Annotated in this window: 17 protein-coding genes; 9 read left to right on the top strand and 8 right to left on the bottom strand. The window is 75.1% G+C overall.

Annotated elements, in window-relative coordinates:
- Positions 1-241 precede the first annotated feature (241 nt).
- From CAE01nite_RS06985 to CAE01nite_RS06960, 6 genes are all read left to right on the top strand, one after another.
- Positions 242-1,867, top strand: coding sequence for a glycoside hydrolase family 30 protein (locus tag CAE01nite_RS06985; protein WP_146902001.1), 1,626 nt, complete (start codon positions 242-244; stop codon positions 1,865-1,867).
- A gap of 103 nt (positions 1,868-1,970) precedes the next feature.
- Positions 1,971-4,298, top strand: a complete 2,328-nt coding sequence (locus CAE01nite_RS06980) for a response regulator (RefSeq protein ID WP_222595847.1) — start codon at positions 1,971-1,973, stop codon at positions 4,296-4,298.
- Entirely contained in the window at positions 4,295-5,956 is a 1,662-nt protein-coding gene (locus tag CAE01nite_RS06975; protein ID WP_146901998.1) for a sensor histidine kinase, read from the top strand. Before CAE01nite_RS06980 ends, CAE01nite_RS06975 begins: the two co-directional genes overlap by 4 nt.
- Positions 5,953-6,330, top strand: coding sequence for a response regulator (locus CAE01nite_RS06970; protein WP_146901997.1), 378 nt, complete (start codon positions 5,953-5,955; stop codon positions 6,328-6,330). Before CAE01nite_RS06975 ends, CAE01nite_RS06970 begins: the two co-directional genes overlap by 4 nt.
- Positions 6,327-6,635, top strand: a complete 309-nt coding sequence (locus CAE01nite_RS06965) for an Hpt domain-containing protein (RefSeq protein WP_186816451.1) — start codon at positions 6,327-6,329, stop codon at positions 6,633-6,635. Before CAE01nite_RS06970 ends, CAE01nite_RS06965 begins: the two co-directional genes overlap by 4 nt.
- A complete protein-coding gene (locus CAE01nite_RS06960) occupies positions 6,632-7,849 on the top strand; it encodes an acyltransferase family protein (protein WP_146901993.1) in 1,218 nt (405 codons plus the stop codon). The genes CAE01nite_RS06965 and CAE01nite_RS06960 overlap by 4 nt, the downstream gene beginning before the upstream one ends.
- Positions 7,850-7,861: 12 nt before the next feature.
- On the opposite strand, the gene CAE01nite_RS06955 is transcribed toward CAE01nite_RS06960, so the two are convergent.
- The 5 genes from CAE01nite_RS06955 to CAE01nite_RS06935 form a co-directional block, all read right to left on the bottom strand.
- The gene (locus CAE01nite_RS06955) at positions 7,862-8,545 is read right to left on the bottom strand and encodes an NUDIX hydrolase (protein ID WP_146901991.1); all 684 of its coding nucleotides are present in this window, start codon (positions 8,543-8,545) and stop codon (positions 7,862-7,864) included.
- Positions 8,546-8,553: 8 nt separating this feature from the next.
- Positions 8,554-10,005 (bottom strand): GuaB1 family IMP dehydrogenase-related protein, encoded by a 1,452-nt coding sequence (locus CAE01nite_RS06950; RefSeq protein WP_146901988.1) that lies wholly within the window; start codon positions 10,003-10,005, stop codon positions 8,554-8,556.
- Between the two features lie 58 nt (positions 10,006-10,063).
- Positions 10,064-10,588, bottom strand: coding sequence for an SAM-dependent methyltransferase (locus CAE01nite_RS06945; protein ID WP_186816450.1), 525 nt, complete (start codon positions 10,586-10,588; stop codon positions 10,064-10,066).
- A 177-nt stretch (positions 10,589-10,765) separates the two neighbouring features.
- Entirely contained in the window at positions 10,766-11,275 is a 510-nt protein-coding gene (locus CAE01nite_RS06940) for a GNAT family N-acetyltransferase (RefSeq protein WP_146901982.1), read from the bottom strand.
- 70 nt (positions 11,276-11,345) lie between these two features.
- The gene (locus tag CAE01nite_RS06935) at positions 11,346-12,581 is read right to left on the bottom strand and encodes a PP2C family protein-serine/threonine phosphatase (RefSeq protein WP_146901979.1); all 1,236 of its coding nucleotides are present in this window, start codon (positions 12,579-12,581) and stop codon (positions 11,346-11,348) included.
- A 353-nt stretch (positions 12,582-12,934) separates the two neighbouring features.
- Here CAE01nite_RS06935 and CAE01nite_RS06930 point away from each other — a divergent pair, with 353 nt between their 5' ends.
- Positions 12,935-13,264, top strand: coding sequence for a TfoX/Sxy family protein (locus CAE01nite_RS06930; protein WP_146901976.1), 330 nt, complete (start codon positions 12,935-12,937; stop codon positions 13,262-13,264).
- 211 nt (positions 13,265-13,475) lie between these two features.
- Entirely contained in the window at positions 13,476-14,918 is a 1,443-nt protein-coding gene (locus CAE01nite_RS06925) for an S-layer homology domain-containing protein (RefSeq protein ID WP_146901973.1), read from the top strand.
- Between the two features lie 65 nt (positions 14,919-14,983).
- Here CAE01nite_RS06925 and CAE01nite_RS06920 read toward each other — a convergent pair whose 3' ends face one another.
- The 3 genes from CAE01nite_RS06920 to CAE01nite_RS06910 form a co-directional block, all read right to left on the bottom strand.
- The gene (locus tag CAE01nite_RS06920; RefSeq protein WP_146901970.1) at positions 14,984-15,385 is read right to left on the bottom strand and encodes an EVE domain-containing protein; all 402 of its coding nucleotides are present in this window, start codon (positions 15,383-15,385) and stop codon (positions 14,984-14,986) included.
- A 65-nt stretch (positions 15,386-15,450) separates the two neighbouring features.
- Positions 15,451-15,930 carry a GNAT family N-acetyltransferase gene (locus CAE01nite_RS06915; RefSeq protein WP_146901966.1) on the bottom strand — a complete coding sequence of 160 codons (480 nt, stop codon included), beginning with the start codon at positions 15,928-15,930 and terminating at the stop codon, positions 15,451-15,453.
- Positions 15,931-16,021: 91 nt separating this feature from the next.
- Entirely contained in the window at positions 16,022-16,654 is a 633-nt protein-coding gene (locus tag CAE01nite_RS06910; protein WP_246131052.1) for a TetR/AcrR family transcriptional regulator, read from the bottom strand.
- 139 nt (positions 16,655-16,793) lie between these two features.
- On the opposite strand from CAE01nite_RS06910, the gene CAE01nite_RS06905 reads away from it, so the two are divergent.
- On the top strand, positions 16,794-17,630 hold the full coding sequence (locus tag CAE01nite_RS06905; protein ID WP_146901963.1) for an alpha/beta fold hydrolase: 837 nt from the start codon (positions 16,794-16,796) through the stop codon (positions 17,628-17,630).
- The last annotated feature ends 158 nt before the right edge of the window (positions 17,631-17,788 follow it).

Here is a 17,788-nt window from a genome sequence, read left to right as displayed (position 1 = left end):
GGCGTGCCTCCGTGCGCCCCGCCGCCCGCAGCGGCGTGCCTCCGTGCGCCCCGCCGCCCGCAGCGGCGTGCCTCCGTGCGCCCCGCCGTCCGCTGCGCCCCGCCGTCCGCTGCGCCGTGCCTCCGTGCCTGCGTGCGTCAGTGCCGCCGGGCCGCCGTTCACCCGTCCGCCGCGCGGTCCTCAGCAACCGGGCGCCGTGGCCGATCGGAGGGCGCACCACCCCGCGATCCCTGGAGCCCCGATGAGCCACGTCTCGACCGCACGTGCTCGACGGCTGCGCCGGACCGGCGCGGCAGCCGTCGCGACGTCGGCCCTGCTCGGGCTGGTGGGCGCATCGCCCGCGGCGGCCGTCGGCGCGGCGAGCCTCGGCGCGCCGGCGCCCTCGGTCCTCGTCCCCGCCGTGGTGGCCGAGCCCGACACCGCCCCCGGCACGGCGAGCATCTGGAGCACGACCGGTGACGGCGGTGCGCGCCTCTCCTTCGGCGGGACCGTCGCCGCCTACGCCTCCGCCTCCGCCACCGCGACCGACGTGCCGACCGACGTGCCGACCGACGTGCCGACGATCACGCTGGGCGCGCCCGCGGGCGGTCAGTCCGTGACCGGGTTCGGTGCCGCGCTGACCCATGCGTCCGCAGCGCTCCTCGCGAGCCTCCCCGGCGAGCAGCGGCAGGCCGTCCTGCGCGAGCTGTTCGCGCCGGACGGGCCCGTCCGCCTCTCCGTCGTCCGGATCCCGCTCGGCGGCTCCGACTTCGTCGTCGGGCAGCCGTACACCTACGACGACACGGCGGGCAACGTCGCCGACTGGAACCTCAAGCGGTTCCGCACCTCGCCCGACGACCTGGTGCTGCGACCGGTCCTGCGTCAGATCCGCTCGATCAACCCCGAGGTGGTCGTCGTCGCCTCACCGTGGAGCCCCCCGGCGTGGATGAAGACGAGCCTGCACCTGAACGGCGGGCGCCTGTCCCAGGACCGCCGCGCGGTCGGCACGTACGCCGACTACCTGGTGCGCGCCGCCCAGGAGTACCGCGACGCCGGCGTCCCCCTCGACTACCTCACCGTCCAGAACGAGCCGCAGACCCGGACGTGGGGGGACTACCCCCGCATGGAGATGCCGGTCGCCACCCAGACCGCCGTCATCGGCGCGCTCGGGGTCAAGCTGCGCAACGCGGGCCTGGCCACACGGATCCTCGGCTTCGACCACAACTGGGCCGAGCACCCCGGCGACCTGGCGGCGGTGCCGGCCGGCGGCGACCCGGAGCTGGACTACCCGGCCCGGTTGCTGCGCAGCTCGGCCGCTCCGTGGATCTCCGGCACCGCGTTCCACTGCTACTACGGCGACGCGTCGGCGCAGGAGCCGCTGCACGCGGAGTTCCCGACGAAGTCCGTCTGGGTCACCGAGTGCTCCGGGTCGCACGCACCCACCGACACCCCCGAGCGGATCTTCGCCGACACGGTGTACTGGCAGTCGAAGAACCTGGTGATCGCCTCCCTGCGGCACTGGGCCACCGGCGTGGTGACGTGGAACCTCGCGCTGGACGCGAGCGGCGGACCGCACACGGGCGGCTGCGGCACCTGCACGGGCGTGGTGACCGTCCAGGACGGCAGGGTCACGGCGAACGCGGAGTACTACGTGCTCGGCCAGGCCGCCCGCTTCGTCCCCCGGGGGTCGGTCCGCGTCCCGTCCACCGCCACCTCGGCGGCGCTCGACCAGGTGGCGTTCCGGGCGCCGGACGGCAGCACGACCGTGCTCGTCCACCACGGCGGCTGGCCGGCCACCACGGTGCGGGTGCAGGCCGGCGGCCGGGCGTACGACGTCGTGGTCCCGCCCTGGTCGTTCAGCACCGTCCGGATCGGCCCGGCGGGCTGAGCCGCACGCCACCACGCGCTGAGGAGGCGCAGACCGGACACAACGGACACACTGACCCCCGGCCCGGGCGAGGGCACGGGGACGACGACGAGGAGGGCACTGCGTGAGCGGCAGCGACACGGGCACGCCGGCGCTCCGGTCGGGCACCGTCCTGGTGGTCGACGACGACGAGATGGTCCGCGAGCTGATCCGCGCCGGCCTGGAGGACCAGGGGCTGGCGGTGCTCACCGCGCGGTCGGGCCTCGAGGCGCTCGCGCACCTGCGCGCCACCGTGCCGGACCTGGTGGTCAGCGACGTCAACATGCCGGACATGGACGGGTTCGCCCTGGTCGGACGCCTGCGGGCCGACCCCGGGACGCGCTCCCTGCCGCTGGTCTTCCTGACCAGCCGCGCGGGCGCCGAGGACGCCGTGACGGGTCTGCGGCTGGGCGCCGACGACTACATCCGCAAGCCGTTCCAGCTCGACGAGGTGGTCGCCCGGGTCCTGGCCAAGCTGAGCCGGCCCCCGGTGCCGGTGGACGAGCTGGTCCGCGACGTGCGCACCGGGGTGCTCCGGCCGGCCCGGTTCGCCGAGGAGCTGCAGCGTGAGGTGGCGCGCGCCGCGCGGTCGGCGCGCCCCGGTGCGGTCGCGGTGATCGACGTGGAGGAGCGCGCCTCCCTGCGGCGGCGCTTCGGCCGGACGGCCGACGACGAGCTGGCCGCGCAGGCGGTCACCGTCCTGCAGGCGCACCTGCAGGAGCTGGACCTCGTCGGCCGCGACGACGAGGGCCGGTTCCTGGTCCTGCTGCCCGAGACCCCCGCCGCGGGCGTCCCGGCGCGGCTCGGCGCCGTCACCGACGGCCTCGTGGCCGCGGCGTTCTCCGTCGGCGGCGAACCGGTCAGCCTGACCCCGGTGGTGGGCTGGGCCGAGTTCGGGGCCGTGCCCGGCGCCGACGGGGGCGACGAGCCCGACCGGCTCGTCGCGCGCGCCGCGCTGGCTCAGGACGCGGCACGGGGACACCTGGACCTGCAGCCGGTCGCGTGGACCCCGGAGCTGGAGGCGACGGTGCGCCCGTCCCGGCACGCCGCCCCGTCCTGGACCGCGCGCCTGCGGACCCCGCTGCAGATCGTCGCCACGTACCTGGTGGGCTGGCTCGTGCCGTTCGCGGTGTACCTGGGCCTGTACCGGCTGGGGATCGACGTCGCGACCCCGGTCTACGTCGCCATCGTCGTGGCGCTGCTCGTCACGGGCGCCAGCATCTGGATGGAGGGGTTCCTGGCCCTCGACCCGGACCGCCCGCCGCGCACGCCCGGAGCGCCCGAGCCGCGGGCGTCGGCGGTCATCGCGGCCTACCTGCCGAACGAGGCGGCGACGGTCGTCGAGACCGTCGAGGCGTTCCTGCGCACGGACTACCCGGACCTGCAGGTCGTCCTCGCCTACAACACCCCCCGCGCCATGCCCGTGGAGGCGGCGCTGCAGGCGATCGCCGAGCGCGACGCCCGGTTCCTGCCGTTGCGCGTGGAGGGCAGCACGTCCAAGGCGCAGAACGTCAACGCGGCCCTGGCGCGCGTGCGCGGGGAGTTCGTCGGGGTGTTCGACGCGGACCACCATCCCGCGCCGGACGCGTTCTCCCGCGCGTGGCGGTGGCTGTCGAACGGGTACGACGTCGTCCAGGGGCACTGCGTCGTGCGCAACGGCGACGCGTCATGGGTCGCCCGGACGGTCGCCGTCGAGTTCGAGTCGATCTACGCGGTGAGCCACCCCGGCCGCGCGCGCCTGCACGGGTTCGGGGTCTTCGGCGGCTCCAACGGCTACTGGCGCACGGACCGGCTGCGGGCGATCCGCATGCACGGGTTCATGCTGACCGAGGACATCGACTCCAGCCTGCGCGTGGTCGAGGGCGGGGGGCGCATCGCCAACGACCCGGCGCTGGTCTCCCGCGAGCTGGCCCCGACCACCGCCGGTCAGCTGTGGAACCAGCGGATGCGCTGGGCGCAGGGCTGGTTCCAGGTCTCGCTCAAGCACCTGCGGCGCGGCTGGGCGTCCCCGCACCTGTCGCTGCGGCAGAAGTCCGGGATGACCTTCCTGCTCGGGTGGCGCGAGCTCTACCCGTGGCTGTCGGTGCAGATGGTGCCGCTCATCGCGTTCCTCGCGGTGCGCGAGGGCGGCGTGGGGCGGCTCGACTGGCTCATCACCCTGTTCATCCTCACCACCCTGTTCACCATGTCCGTCGGCCCCGGGCAGGTGGTGTTCGCCAAGCGGCTGGCCGTGCCCGAGATCAGGCGCCGGCATGGGTGGTTCTGGTTCTACCTGCTGGTGGCGTCCCTGGCGTACACCGAGTGGAAGAACGTCATCGCGCGCGTCGCGCAGCTCAAGGAGCTCGTGGGGGAGAGGCAGTGGAAGGTGACGCCCCGGGCGGCGGGTCCGGCGGCAGGGACGGAGGCGTCGTGAGCGAGCGGTGGCCCCTGCGGCCCGACGAGCGCCAGCGCCTCGCGGTCGTGCGGTCGCTGGGCCTGCTGGACACGGCGCCGGAGGAGCGCTTCGACCGGATCACCCGGATGGCCGCGCGCGTCCTGCAGGTGCCGTCCGCGGCCGTGAGCCTCATCGACGCCGGCCGTCAGTGGCACAAGTCCGCCGTCGGGCTGGACGACGGCGAGCTGCCGCGGGAGGAGTCGATCTGCGGCTACGCGATCTCCGAGGACATGTCCGGCGTCCTGGCGGTCGAGGACGCCTCGGCCGACAGCCGGTTCCGGGACCTCAGCGTCGTCGCAGGGCCGGACGGCGTCCGTGCCTACGGGGGCCGGGTGCTGCGGGTCGGGGGTCGTGGCGTGGGCACGCTGTGCGTCATGGACCACCGGCCCCGCCGGTTCACCGCCGACGAGCTGGACGCGCTGGCGGACCTGGCGCACTGGGCGGAGGCCGAGCTGCGCGCGGACGAGGAGCGGCAGGTCTCCGTGGAGCTGGAGAGCCTGCAGCGCCGCACGGAGATGGTGCTGGCCGGGGTCGCCGAGGGCGTCGTCGGCGTGAACCGCCACGGCCAGGTGACCTTCGTCAACGCGGCCGCGGAGGAGCTGCTGGGCTGGCGCGCGTACGAGCTCATCGGCTCGGACCTGCACGCCCTGACCCACTCCCGGCACCGGGACGGCCGGCACTACCCGGAGGAGGAGTGCCCGGTCACCCAGGTGCTGTCCGGCGGTGCCACGCGGCGGGACCTGTTCGGCACGTTCTGGCGCCTGGACGGCTCGCCCCTGCCCGTCGACTGGTCGTCGGGCCCGGTGATGGACGGCGACGCGGTGGTCGGCGCCGTGGTCGTGTTCGGCGACGCCAGCGCACGCCTGGCCGTCGAGCGCATGAAGGACGACTTCACCTCCGTCGTCAGCCACGAGCTGCGCACCCCGCTGACCTCGCTCAAGGCGGCGCTGGAGCTGCTCGACCACGGCGCGGGCGGCGAGCTGCCGCCCGCGGGCGCGTCCTTCCTCGACATCGCGGTGCGCAACGCCGACCGCCTGGCGCGGCTGGTGGACGACATCCTCGACCTGGAGAAGTCCGCCCGCGGCGCGCTGTCCCTGACCCGGACGCCGCTGGACGCCGTCGAGCTCATGCGCGCCGCGGCGGCGACGGTCGAGGGCACGGCGCTGGCACGGGACATCCGGGTGGAGGTCGAGCCGGTCACCGCGGAGGTGTGGGGTGACCACCACCGTCTGCTGCAGGTGCTCACCAACCTCCTCGGCAACGCCATGCGCTTCTCCCCGTCCGGCAGCACGATCCGGCTCGCCGGCAGCCACGACGAGACGGCGGTGCACATCGACGTCGTCGACCAGGGCGTGGGCATCCCGGCGGACGCGCTGCCGCGCGTCTTCGACCGCTTCTGGCAGGTCGACTCCAGCCAGCGCCGCGCGTCGGGCGGGACGGGGCTGGGCCTGGCGATCGCGAAGAACATCGTCGAGGCGCACGGCGGCTTCATCACGGTGGCGAGCGAGCCGGGTGCCGGGAGCACCTTCACGGTGCACCTGCCGGTGCGGTCCCAGACGATGCCCGTGGCCGTCGAGCGGCGCCGACGCGCGCCGGCCGACGACCGTCCCGAGACGACCCGGAAGGTGCCCGCATGACCAGGACCGTGCTGGTGGTGGATGACGAGCCGGACATCCGTGAGCTCGTCCGCGCCGCGCTGGAGCACCTGGCCGGGTGGCGCGTGCTCGTGGCGTCCGGCGGCCAGGAGGCGCTCGCCCTGGCGGCCGCGGAGCAGCCGGAGGCCATCCTGCTCGACGTCATGATGCCCGGCATGGACGGCCCCGAGGCGGCGCGCCGGCTCGGCGAGGACCCCCGCACCCGGACGATCCCCGTCGTCATGCTGACCGCCAAGGCGATGTCGGTGCCGGACGTGACGGCTGACCCCGGCCCCGTGGTCGGCGTGCTCGCCAAGCCCTTCGACGTGCTCACGCTGGCGGGCGAGGTCGAGCAGATCCTGGGGTGGGCGTCGTGAGCGGGACGCCCGAGCTCATCGCCCGGCTCTGGGCCCGGTTCCAGCCGCTGGCGGTCCAGCGGGTGGGGGCCGTCGGGGAGTACGTGCGCGCCGGGACCGAGGGGTCCGACGCGATGTACGAGGCCGCGCGGCAGGCGGCCCACGACCTGGTGGGCTCGCTCGGCAGCTACGGCCATCCCGAGGGCAGCGTGCTGGCCGCACGCCTGGAGGAGCTGCTCGGCGACCGCCCGGGCGCGATGAGCGCCGCGGCCCGCAGCGAGGCGCAGACCCTGGTCGCGTCGCTCGAGCAGGAGGTCGGACGGTGAGCCCGGCACCGCGGGCCATCCCGTCGGTCGCCGGGGCCGCGGCCGACGCCCCGGGCCGGGCGGTCGGTCGCTACGCCGAGCTCGAGGGCTACCGCGGGCTCGCCGCGCTCGCGATCGTCGTCTTCCACGTCAACCAGTACGCCGTGACCGGGGTCCCGGAGCTCTTCGGTCCCCGGTCGGGCCTGACCCCCCGGCTGCTGCACGGCCTCGACGCGTTCGTCGAGCTCTTCTTCGTGCTCTCCGCCTTCCTCCTCACGCTCCCGTACGCGCGCAGCGCGCTCGCCGGTGAGCCGTCGCCGAGCGGACGCGCGTTCGCCGTGCGCCGCGCGGCACGGATCGTCCCGCTGTACCTCGTGGCCGTCCTGGTCGTGTGGGCGTGGCGCAACCCGGTGCTCCCCGGCGACCTGGTCGACCTGGTCGAGCACCTCACGTTCACCCAGGTGTTCGACCAGCAGCGAATCTTCTGGACCATCGGGCCGGCCTGGTCGCTGGCGGTGGAGGTCCACTTCTACCTCCTGCTCGCGCTGCTCGGGGCGCTGGCCTGCCGGCTGTGCCGACGCGTGGGTCCCCGCGCGCGCCCCGCGGTGCTGCTGGGCGGGACCGCGCTGCTGGCCGGGTCGAGCCTGGCCTGGAAGGGCGTCGCCTGGCACGTGCTGGACGTGCCCGAGACCTCGTGGCCGACCTGGTTCACGTTGCCGGCGAAGCTCGACGTGTTCGCCCTCGGCATGGCGCTGGCCGTGGTGGTCGCCCTGGGCAGGACGACCCTGGGGCGCGGTGCGGCGCTGGCGGTGCGCGCCGCGTCGGTCGGTGTGCTGGCGCTCGCCGTGGCCACCCGGCCGCCGCAGGGCGAGGGGGAGCACGTGTGGTTCCACTCCCTCGCCGCGTTGGGGTTCGGGCTGCTGCTGGCCTCGAGCGTGCTGGGCCCCCGGGACCGCTGGGTGAGGATGCTCGGGGGCCCGGTGCCGTCGTTCCTCGGTGTCGTCAGCTACAGCCTGTACCTGTGGCACGAGCCGATCCTGCTGTGGCTCTCCGGTGCGGGGCTGCTGCCGCCGCAGGACTCACCGCTGGTGTTCCCGGTCGGCGTGGCGGTGCTCGTCCCGGCGTCCGTGCTGGTCGCCTGGGTCAGCTATCTCGTCATCGAGCGGCCGGCGGCGACGCTGGGCGTGCTCGTGGACCGCTCCGGGAAGCCGCGGGACTACTACGACGGGAGCTGACGCCCCCCGCGGTCAGACCGGCGCCTCGACCTCGCGCCGACGGTCCCACGGCTCGGCCCAGCCCAGGGCGTCGAAGAGCCGGTCCAGCACGATCGCGGTGAACCCCCACACCAGGTGCGGCCCGGCGAGGAACGCGGGGCTGCGGTAGACCAGGCCGCCGCTCCGGTGCCGGGTGGTGCGCCGGTTCTCCGGGTCGAGCAGGTCCGCGACGGGCGCCCGGAAGACGACGGACGACTCGCCGACGTCCACCACACCGACCGGCGACGGTCGTGACCACCACGCCAGCACCGGCGTCACGCGGTGGTTGCTGACCGGCACCGCCAGCTCGCCGAGCGTGCCGAGCACCTCGACGCCCGACGGGTCCAGACCCGTCTCCTCCACCGCCTCCCGCACGGCCGCCGCCTCGGGGCCGGCGTCGCCGGGATCGACCCGGCCGCCCGGGAAGGCCACCTGCCCGGAGTGGTGCCGCAGGGTGGACGCCCGCCCGACCAGCAGGACGTCCAGGTCGGCCGGGACGGCACGAGCGGGGTGCACGCCGGGGAGCCCGTCGAGCACGCCGAGGAGCACCAGGACGGCCGCCGGCCGTGCGCCGGTCTGCGCGGCGCGCCCGATGTACCCCTCCCAGCTCACGCCCCGGGTCACCAGGGCGCTCAGCTGCTCGCGCGCGGTCGACGTCCGCGGGCCGGGGGCGTCCATCGGCGAGGTCACCAGCCGGCGGGCAGCGGCCGGCCCTCGTCGTACCCGGCGGCGGACTGGATGCCCACCACGGCGCGCTCGGCGAGCTGCTCGAGGGTGGCGGCGCCGACGTAGGTGCACGCCGACCGCAGGCCGGAGGTGATCCGGTCCAGCAGGTCCTCCACGCCGGGGCGCTCGGGGTCGAGGTACATCCGCGAGCTGGAGATCCCCTCCTCGTACAGGCCCTTGAGCGCGCGGTCGAACGCGGAGCCGCCGCGGGTCCGGGCGGCCACCGCGCGGGCCGACGCCATCCCGAAGCTCTCCTTGTACAGCCGGCCGGAGCCGTCGTCGTGCAGGTCGCCGGGGCTCTCGTGCGTCCCGGCGAACCACGACCCGACCATGACCTGCGACGCGCCGGCGGCCAGGGCGAGCGCGACGTCGCGGGGGTGCCGCACGCCGCCGTCGGCCCACACGTGCTTGCCCAGGCGGCGGGCCTCGGCCGCGCAGTCCAGCACCGCGGAGAACTGCGGGCGCCCGACGGCGGTCATCATCCGGGTGGTGCACATCGCGCCCGGTCCGACGCCGACCTTCACGATGTCGGCGCCGGCCTCGACCAGGTCGCGGGTGCCCTCGGCGGTCACCACGTTGCCGGCGACGACGGGGACGTCGGGGGACAGGCTGCGCACCGCGGCGACGGCGTCGAGCATCTTGCGCTGGTGGCCGTGCGCGGTGTCGACGACGAGCACGTCGACCCCCGCCTCCAGGAGGGCGGCGGCCTTGCCGCGGACGTCGCCGTTGATCCCGACCGCCGCCGCGATCCGCAGGCGGCCGTGGTCGTCCAGCGCCGGCGGGTAGACGGAGGAGCGCAGGGCGCCGATCCGGGTCAGGACCCCGACGAGCCGCTTGTCGTCGTCGACGACGGGCGAGAAGCGGCGGCGGGACACGTGCAGCCGCTCGAACGCCGCCTCCAGGCCCCCGGGGCCGGACAGCACGTCGACGTCGACGACGGTCGGGTCGGTGGTCATCACCTCGGACACCTGGGTGAACCGGTCCACGCCCTCGCAGTCCGCGGCGCTCACGACGCCGACCGGCCGGCCGTCCACGACGACCACGGCGGCCCCGTGCGACCGCTTGCCGATGAGCGTCAGCGCGGTGTGGACCGTGTCGCTGGGGTCCACGACGACCGCGCTCTCCACCACGGTGTGCCGCGCCTTCACCGACGACACGACGTCGGCGACGACGTCGCCCGGGATGTCCTGCGGGATGACGGCCAGACCCCCGCGCCGCGCGACCGTCTCGGCCATGCGGCGCCCGGACACCGCGGTCATGTTGGCCACGACGATCGGGATGGTGGTGCCGGTCCCGTCGACGGTCGACAGGTCGACGTCGAACCGAGAGGTCACCTCCGAGCGGGACGGGACGAGGAACACGTCGCCGTAGGTGAGGTCGGACGTCGGCACGTGGCCAGGCAGGAAACGCATGGCGCCCAGTCTACGAAAGGCCCGGCCCGCCCCCGACGGGCGTCCGGGACCGGGGACGTCAGGGGGCGTCAGGCGGTCGGGGCGTGCCCGTGACGCACCGGACGCCGTCCAGGACGGTGGTCCGGGTGTCGAAACCGGCGCGCTCGAGGGCGGCGGCGGTCAGACGGGCCGGACGGTCGTCGTCCACCCCGTCCGGCGTCCGGAACAGCAGGTGCACCCGGCCGTCCTCCGCGACCAGGTCGCGCAGGCGCGCGGTCGCCGCGTCCGCCGGGCCGGTCCAGAAGAGGTTGACGTCGACGGCGAAGACGACGTCGTAGGGCCGCCCGTCACCGTGGAACGCCGTCAGGTCGCGGTGCTGGAGGTCGGCGGTCCCGTCGTCCAGCCGGCGGCGCAGCCGCTTCTCGGCGCGCTCGATCGCCGTGGCGGACCGGTCCAGCCCCGTGACGTGCCCGTCCACCAGCCGGTCGCAGAGGAGCGCCATCGCGACGCCGGGGCCGCACCCGACCTCCAGCACCCGGGCGTCGGGCGCCGGGTCGACGAGGTCGACGGCGACCCGGATCCGTGCCGGTACGCGGTCGGCCACGTGCCCTCCCCAGTGCGTGTGGTCCCCGGTGCCGCGCTCCGCCGGGACCGGGGTCCGCTGACGACGCAGCGTACGGCCCGACGATGCCCGTCAGGTGGGCCGCCTCGACCGGTGCTGTCGCCGGTGTCGTCGTCGGTCCGGCCCGTCGAGGTCCACGACGCACGCCGCCCTCCGTGCTCAGGCGCCGTGCCCCGTGATCCAGTACCGCCGCTTGGGGACGCCGTCCTCGCCGCTGCGGACGTCCTCCAGGACGCCGCCGCACGCCTCGATGACGGCGGCGGAGCCGACGTTGTCGTCGTCGCACGTGACCAGCACGCGGTCGACGCCGAGGGCCGCGAGCCGTTCGACGGACAGCTGGAGCATCCGTGTCGCGTACCCGTGACGGCGGTGCTCCGGCGCGACGGCGTAGCCCACGTGCCCGCCGACCTCGAGCAGGGCGTCGGTCAGGGTGTGCCGGATGGAGACCCGCCCCACCGGGACGCCGTCGACCTCCGCGACGAGGAAGTCCGCCCGGACCCGGCCCGGAGGAAGGCCCTCGCCGTGCGCCTCGCGCCGGAAGGTCTCCAGCACCTCGTCCCAGTCGCCGTCGGCCAGCAGGAAGGAGAAGCCCTCCTGCCGCAGCTGCGCGTGGATCGCCCGCAGGGCCGTCTCGTCGTCGTGCCGGGGTGGGCGCAGGGTCAGCGGCATGCGGGTCATCGTCCCCCGTCCGAGCACCTCGCCGGCCGACGCGGGGACGTCGGCGCCTCCTGCCGGGGGACTACCGGGCGTCGTCCGCCCCGTTGCTGGTGGAGCGGCGCGTGCTGCCGCCGTGCCACTCGAGCAGCAGCACGGCCGCGTCGTCCTGGACGCCGTCCCCGACCGTCTCGAGGAAGGTGCGGGAGATGTCCTGCGCGACGTTGCGCGGGTGCAGGTCGGCGGTGTCGCGCAGGGCACCGGCCAGGTCGAAGGCGGCGGCGCTGCGCTCGAACATGCCGTCGGTCATCAGGAGCAGCCGGTCGCCCGGGTACAGCTCGATCTCCTGCGTCCGGAACTCGTGCTCGTGCACGCCGAGCAGGGGGTTGTTGGACGGCGCGACGTTGCTGACCTGGCCGTCGTGCAGCAGGAGGGCGCCCGGATGTCCCGCGTTGACGACCCGGGCCGTCGTGCGACCGCTGGAGCCGTGCTCGTCACCGGACGAGCGGAGGTCGATCTCCAGGAGGATCCCCGTGGCGAACTGGTCGGCCTCGCCGTGGGCGAGCAGAGCCGTGTTCGCCGCGTGCGCCTGCTCGGTCAGGTCCGCGCCCCGTCGTCGGGCGTTGCGCAGGGCGTTGACCGTCAGCGTGGCGAGCAGGGCGGCGTTCAGGTCGTGGCCGACCGCGTCGGTGATCGTGGCGGTGAGCGTGTCGGCGGAGGCGACGTAGTCGAACGTGTCGCCGGCAGCGCTGGCGGAGGGCTCGAGCCAGCCGGCGATCGTGAACGAGCCCCCTTCGCACACGAATCCCAGCGGCAGCAGGCGGCGCTGGATCTCCCGGGCCAGGCTGAACTCGGCCGACCGCATGGCCGTCTCGTAGGTGTCGGTGTGCCGCTGGTTGGCCACCACGATGTACCCCAGCGCGTGCGCCACGGCCGCGAGCAGCCCCGCGGTCGCCGGGTCCAGCTCGCCGTCGTCACCCCGGGGGGCGTCCCGCTCGGCGCCCGGGGGCAGCTCCACCGCAAGGATTCCCAGCGCGTCGCCTCGCACGGTCACCGGCGCGTACGCCCGCCCGTTCCCGTCGTGCACCGTCCGCTGCTCGCGCCAGGCGCGCCCCGGGTCCGTGCCGTCCAGCCGGAACCGGGACCCGGGGTCCTGGTGGTCGACGAGCGTGTTGCCGGCGGCGTCGGCGATGAGGAACGTCGCCCACTGCACACCCAGGCTGCGGCGGAGCATGTCCGCAGCGGCGGACATCGCCTCGGACGGGGAGACCTCCTCGGCGGCCGCGAGCAGGGCGGAGATGTCGACGTCGGCTCGCTTCACCCGGCCACGATGGCACGACCCCGGCACCAGCGCGTCGGGTCGGGTCGGCGACGCGCGACGGTCGGGACGACGACCAGCACAGCGTCGCGACGGGCGGGCGCGCGGACATCTCGGCGAAGTCGGCCGAGCAGGCGGATCGTCGGGGACCCGGGGGCAGGGGTCGCCGTGTGGCCCGGCTGCACGGCCCGGCCCGGCCAGGCACGGCCTGTCCCGGACCCGAGCCGGCTCCCGGATCCCCCATGTCCACGCCGCGCCGCCGCTACCGTCGTCCCCGTGCGTGCCCGACGGACGCCGTGCGCACCTCACCAGGGCGCTCGTCCCGAGCGCGACGGACGACGAGGACGGGGCCGGCCATGACCGCCAGGGGGCAAGGACTCGCCGACCGGGTGCGCGCGCTGCTGCCCGCCGACCGGCCGGTGCGCGAGGTGCGGATGTTCGGGAAGCTGTCGTTCATGGTGGACGACGCCCTGGTGGTCGCGGCCGGGCGAGACGGCGACCTGCTCGTGCGCACCGACCCCGGTCGGCACGGGGAGCTCCTCGGGGTCCGCGGAGCAGAGCCCGCCGCGATGGGGGCCGGTCGCACCATGGGACCCGGATGGATCACCGTCACGGACGACGGCCTCGCCACCGACGAGCAGATCGCCTTCTGGATCGGCGTCGGGCTCCAGGCCCGCCCGCGCTGAGTCCGCCGCTCGGCGTCACGGGAGCGTGCGCGACGTCAGGGTGACGTTGGCCTGCGGCGGCGCCGTCCGGGGCTTTTCACCCGCGCGTGCGAGTGGTCGTCCGCGGAGCGGCACCTGGCGTGCGCCGCGTGCTGCACGATGTGGCGGGCCGGCGCCCGCCGGCGCCCGAACCCTCGTGCAGGCTGCGCCCGCGGCCGTGAGGAGATGACCCGTGAGCACCTCGGTCCGCACCCGGCGGTCGACCCGCCGGTCCCGACTCGTCCCGATCGCGTCGGTCGCCGGCCTGCTGCTCACGCTCGCCGGCCCCGCCGCCGCCGCCGTCCCCGCCGCGGCCGTCCCCGACCCTGTGGACGTCACGGTGCCGACCGGCTCGCCGACCGCGCGCGTGTTCGACGAGCGGTGGGTGGCCATGGGGCTGGCGCCCGCCCGGGAGATCCCGGCCGACGCGTCGTCCGTCCGCTTCGTCTTCCCCTCGCGGGTCACGACCGGCACCGACGTCGATCCCCGGACGCTGGAGCTGCACGCGATCAAGGGCGGCACGGCGGACCTGTGCCCCGCCGACGCCCAGGCCGCTCTGCGGATGGACGGATGGGACCTCGTCCTCGACCCCGCCGCGCTCCGCACCTGCGCTGCGGCCGAGGACTGGTACGTCCTGCAGCTGCGGGGCGCCGGCAGCCGTGACCGGGTCGATCTCGCCGTCGAGCTGGCGCTCGTGCCCGGCGGCGGAGCCGCGGAGCTCCGCGCGACCCTGGACCACCCGATCAGCTTCAACTCGGACGAGTTCCGCACCGCGGCGGTGCCGGCGGCGCCCGAGGGCGTGCTGATCCTGCACGCCGACGCAGGCTTCTTCGAGGACCAGTCGAACTTTCCCCGCCTGGAGGTGCTCGACGCCTGCGGCTTCGCGCTCGGGACCCTCGACCCCCGCACCGCGGTCCTGGACCACGGCGCGGACGCGCGGTCGGTGACCCTGCAGCTGCCGGCGGACCTGCCCGAGGCCGCCGCCGGCCTGCGGGTGTCGGCCGGGCGGTTCGGCGGCACGCGGCACACGACGGTCGTGCCCTTCGCCGCCACCGCCGAGCGGCCCGGCTTCGCCGACGTGGCTCTCGGATCGCCCTTCTTCTGCGACATCGACTGGCTGCGCACCAGCGGCATCACGACGGGGACCCAGCGACCGGACGGCTCGGTGCTCTTCGACCCCGGCGCGCCGGTGCGGCGCGAGGCCATGGCCGCCTTCCTCTACCGGTCCGCCGGTCGTCCGCCCTACACCCCGCCGACCACACCGCGCTTCGTCGACGTCCCCGTCGGCGCGCCGTTCTACGCCGAGATCTCGTGGTTGGCCGACCAGGCCATCTCCACCGGGACCGACCTCGGTGGCGGGCGCACCGAGTTCCGCCCCGCCGAGCCGGTCAGCCGCGAGGCGATGGCCGCGTTCCTGTACCGGGCCCTGGGCCGGCCACCGGTCGCGACGGGGGCGACGCCCTTCGTCGACGTCGCGCCCGGGAGGCCGTTCGCGACGGAGATCGCCTGGCTGGCGGAGGCCGGCATCTCGACCGGGACGGACCTCGGCGGCGGGCGCCGGGAGTTCCGTCCCGCCGACCCGGTCCGCCGGGAGGCGATGGCGGCCTTCCTGCACCGGGCCAGCGCGCTCGACTGAGCGGGGGCGTCGCCACGGGCCCGGTGCGGCCCGGATCGCCGGTGACCGACGTGCCCCGGACGGGCTCAGGCGGTGGGCTCGTGCACGAGGCCCCAGATGGCCGCTGCCTGCGCAGGGTCGAGCTCGAAGAAGCCGAACCGCAGACGTGAGACGGGCAGGTGGTCGCGGACCCGCTCCAACGGCACCGGCTCGATCTCGCGCAGGGAGGCCGCACGACGGAAGCCGCCGGCGATCACGTCGCTCGGCTCGGGTGCCTCACCGGTCACCTCCCCGACGATCGTGACGGCACGCAGCGGGGCTCCGTCCGGGTAGCTCGTCGTCGGCGAGTAGATCAGCACGCGGTCCCCGCGTGACATCCGCGCCAGGGGCGCCCGCCTGCCGTGGTTGGCCATCACGAAACCGGCAGCGACCCCGCGCCGCGCATGGTCACGCGAGGCGACGATCACCCAGTCCCGTCCGGTGCCCATCCCCGAACCGTAGGTCAGGGCACCGACACGACGTGGTCGTCAGCTGGTCGTGCCCGGACGCTCGCTCAGAGCTCGCGGAGCATGGTGTCGGAGCCCCCGTCGCGGCCGACGGTGACGAAGCCGTGCCGGACGTACAGCGCCCGGGCCGCGGAGTTCCCGTCCTCGACGCTCAGGCTCACGGCCCGCCGACCCGTCGCGCGGGCCTGACGGAGGCAGCCGGCGAGCAGGGCGGAGCCCACGCCTCGTCCGCGGTGCGCGGGCGCGACCGCCATGCCGAGCTCCGGGACGTCGTCGGCCACGTACCCGTAGCCGGGCGTGGCGGCAGGGAGGGCACGCGCCCAGATCGCGCCCAGCGGCGTCCGGCCGTCCACGGCGACGAGACCGAGGTCGCCCGGGCGCCGCCAGCCGCCGAGGTAGCGCGCGGTGTGGTCCGCCGCGAGCACCTCCTCGCGGGTGAAGCGAGGTGTCCCGTCCCAGGTGAAGGCGAGGAGGAGCATGTCGTGGAGCAGGTCGAGGTCGTCGCTGCCGGCGTCCCTCAGCTCCACGTCGGTGATCCTGGGACGCCGGGACCGGCCGGTCGGACCGTCCGGTCCGGACAGCCGGCGGGTGGTCGGCCCGGGGCGCGGGGTGGCGTCGTCATCGCACCCGGGCGCCGTCCGCGCCGCCGGGACCCGTGGGGGCGCCCAGCGCCGCCTCGACCAGCACCTGCGCGGCCCGGCGGGCCTGGCGCGCGGCGTCCGGTCGGCCGGAGATCGCCGCGGTGGTCTGCGCGCCCTCGGCGAGCAGGACCAGCTGGGCGGCGAGGTCCGCGTCGCCGCCGGCCTCCTCGGCCAGCGCCGCCACGTAGACCTGGAACGACTCCTTGTGCGCGCGGGCGGCCTGCGCCACCCCGGGGGACGTCGCACCCAGCTCCCCGAACGCGTTGATGAAGCCGCAGCCGCGGAACGTGTCGTCGGTGAACCACCGCTCGAGGAAGTCGTAGACCGCCAGCAGGCGGTCGCGCGGGGCGGCGATCCCGGCCGCGGCCGCCGTCAGACCGTCCTGCCACTGCCGGTGGCGGGCGTCGAGCACCGCGAGCACGAGCTGCTCCTTGCCCGGGAACTGCGTGTACAACCGCTTGAGGGAGACGCCCGCCGCCGCGCGGACCTCGTCCATGCCGACCGCCTGGATCCCGCGCCCGTAGAACAGCGCGTCCGCCGCGGCCACGATGCGCTGCCGGACGTCGTCCGCGGGGGCCACGGTGCCGGTCGTCGTGCCCGTCGTCGTCACGCTCCCACCGTCCTCCCTGTCGTCACCCGATGCCCGCCGAAGGTTCACCGGCACGCCTGTTGCGCTGAGAACGCTCGTTCTCTAGCGTAGGGCCTCCAGGCAGAGAACGATCGTTCTCGCCACGGCGAAGGGACGGACCATGGGTCGGATCACGGTCGGCACGGAGAACTCGGTCGACATCGAGCTGCACTACGAGGACAAGGGGTCGGGCCAGCCGGTCGTCCTCATCCACGGCTTCCCGCTCGACGGCAACTCCTGGGAGGGCCAGACGTCGGCGCTGCTGGACGCCGGGTACCGGGTCGTCACCTACGACCGCCGCGGGTTCGGCCGGTCGAGCCAGCCGTCGGTCGGCTACGACTACGACACCTTCGCCGCCGACCTCCGGACGGTGCTGGAGACCCTGGACCTGCACGACGTCGTCCTGGTCGGCTTCTCGATGGGCACGGGCGAGGTCGCGCGCTACCTCGCCACCTACGGCTCGGAGAGGGTCGCCAAGGCCGCGTTCCTCGCGTCGCTCGAGCCCTACCTGGCGATCACCGACGACAACCCCGACGGGGCCGCGCCGCTGTCCTTCTTCGAGGACGTCGCCGCGCAGGTCACGAAGGACCGGTACGCCTACTTCACGGCCTTCTACCAGGACTTCTTCAACCTCGACGAGAACCTCGGCTCGCGCATCAGCGAGGAGCAGGTCCGGCACGCGTGGGACGTCGCCGCCGGCTCGGGCTCGATCGCGTCGGCCGCCGCGCCGCTGACGTGGCCCACGGACTTCCGCGCCGACATCGCGAAGATCGACGTGCCCGCGCTGATCCTGCACGGCACCGCCGACCGCATCCTGCCGATCGACGCGTCGGGCCGCCGGTTCGCCAAGGAGCTCTCGTCCGCCGAGTACGTCGAGGTCGAGGGTGCGCCGCACGGGCTGCTCACGACCCACACGGCGGAGGTCAACGAGGCCCTGCTGGCCTTCCTGGCCCGCTGAGACGACGGGCGGGGCGTCCGGCACGCACCGGACGCCCCGTCCGGCCCGGCACGACGGCGGCCGTGAGCGCGTCGTCACACGGGGCTCGGGCGCGTGCTCCGCACCCGGCGAACTAGACTTGCGGGCGCACTCCGCCGGTCGTCATCCGTGCGGCGACG

Origin of the sequence: Cellulomonas aerilata (assembly GCF_007991755.1) — a bacterium.
GTDB classification, from domain to species: domain Bacteria; phylum Actinomycetota; class Actinomycetes; order Actinomycetales; family Cellulomonadaceae; genus Pengzhenrongella; species Pengzhenrongella aerilata.
The sequence above is the reverse complement of the archived record's forward strand: the minus strand, read 5'-3'. Positions and strand labels throughout refer to the sequence as shown.

Bases quoted from the DNA above. Each gene is read 5' to 3' on its own strand.
- CAE01nite_RS06985 (WP_146902001.1), top strand. From the start codon at position 242: ATGAGCCACGTCTCGACCGCACGTGCTCGACGGCTGCGCCGGACCGGC.
- CAE01nite_RS06970 (WP_146901997.1), top strand. From the start codon at position 5,953: ATGACCAGGACCGTGCTGGTGGTGGATGACGAGCCGGACATCCGTGAG.
- CAE01nite_RS06955 (WP_146901991.1), bottom strand. From the start codon at position 8,545: ATGGACGCCCCCGGCCCGCGGACGTCGACCGCGCGCGAGCAGCTGAGC.
- CAE01nite_RS06950 (WP_146901988.1), bottom strand. From the start codon at position 10,005: ATGCGTTTCCTGCCTGGCCACGTGCCGACGTCCGACCTCACCTACGGC.
- CAE01nite_RS06940 (WP_146901982.1), bottom strand. From the start codon at position 11,275: ATGCCGCTGACCCTGCGCCCACCCCGGCACGACGACGAGACGGCCCTG.
- CAE01nite_RS06930 (WP_146901976.1), top strand. From the start codon at position 12,935: ATGACCGCCAGGGGGCAAGGACTCGCCGACCGGGTGCGCGCGCTGCTG.
- CAE01nite_RS06920 (WP_146901970.1), bottom strand. From the start codon at position 15,385: ATGGGCACCGGACGGGACTGGGTGATCGTCGCCTCGCGTGACCATGCG.
- CAE01nite_RS06905 (WP_146901963.1), top strand. From the start codon at position 16,794: ATGGGTCGGATCACGGTCGGCACGGAGAACTCGGTCGACATCGAGCTG.